Source organism: Pseudoalteromonas phenolica (assembly GCF_005886345.1).
Taxonomy (GTDB): Bacteria; Pseudomonadota; Gammaproteobacteria; order Enterobacterales; family Alteromonadaceae; genus Pseudoalteromonas; species Pseudoalteromonas phenolica_A.
This window is the reverse complement of record NZ_PNEC01000020.1, coordinates 1-460: the sequence shown is the minus strand read 5'-3', so window position 1 is coordinate 460 and position 460 is coordinate 1. Positions and strand designations below refer to the sequence as shown.

Sequence of the window (460 nt, the reverse complement as noted above, 5' to 3'; positions counted from 1 at the left end):
TAACCTGAGCTGCGCATAAGAAATTGAACTAAATGCCCTTGTGGTGATCAGATCTTTCGACCAAGAAACATAAGATTACCAAGGCAAGGGCATGAATAACTTAGATGCAATTTACGTAGATGTCGATGATTTTTGTTTATTGTTTGAACCTCAATGGCTTGAGCACCTAATATCAACAGGTGAAAAGCAACGCATTAAGCCATCCCGCCTATCTTCTAGCGAAGTTATGACTATATTGATTGCTTTTCATCAATCAGGTTACCGCGACTTTAAAACTTACTACACCAAATTTGTTTGCCAGTATTGGCGACATTATTTTCCTGATTTAGTCAGTTATACACGTATGTTGAAGTTGTTACAGGCTACGTTGCCCGCTCTGTGTAGCTATTTAAAGCAGCGCTTTGATAAGCCTACAGGTATAGCATTTATTGATTCCACTTCACTCAAGGTTTGTCACAAT

1 pseudogene is annotated in these 460 nt (G+C 38.7%); it reads left to right on the top strand.

The window, feature by feature from the left end:
• Positions 1–91: 91 nt before the first annotated feature.
• Positions 92–460 (top strand): annotated as a pseudogene (locus CWB72_RS09710) (IS982 family transposase); the annotation flags it as partial.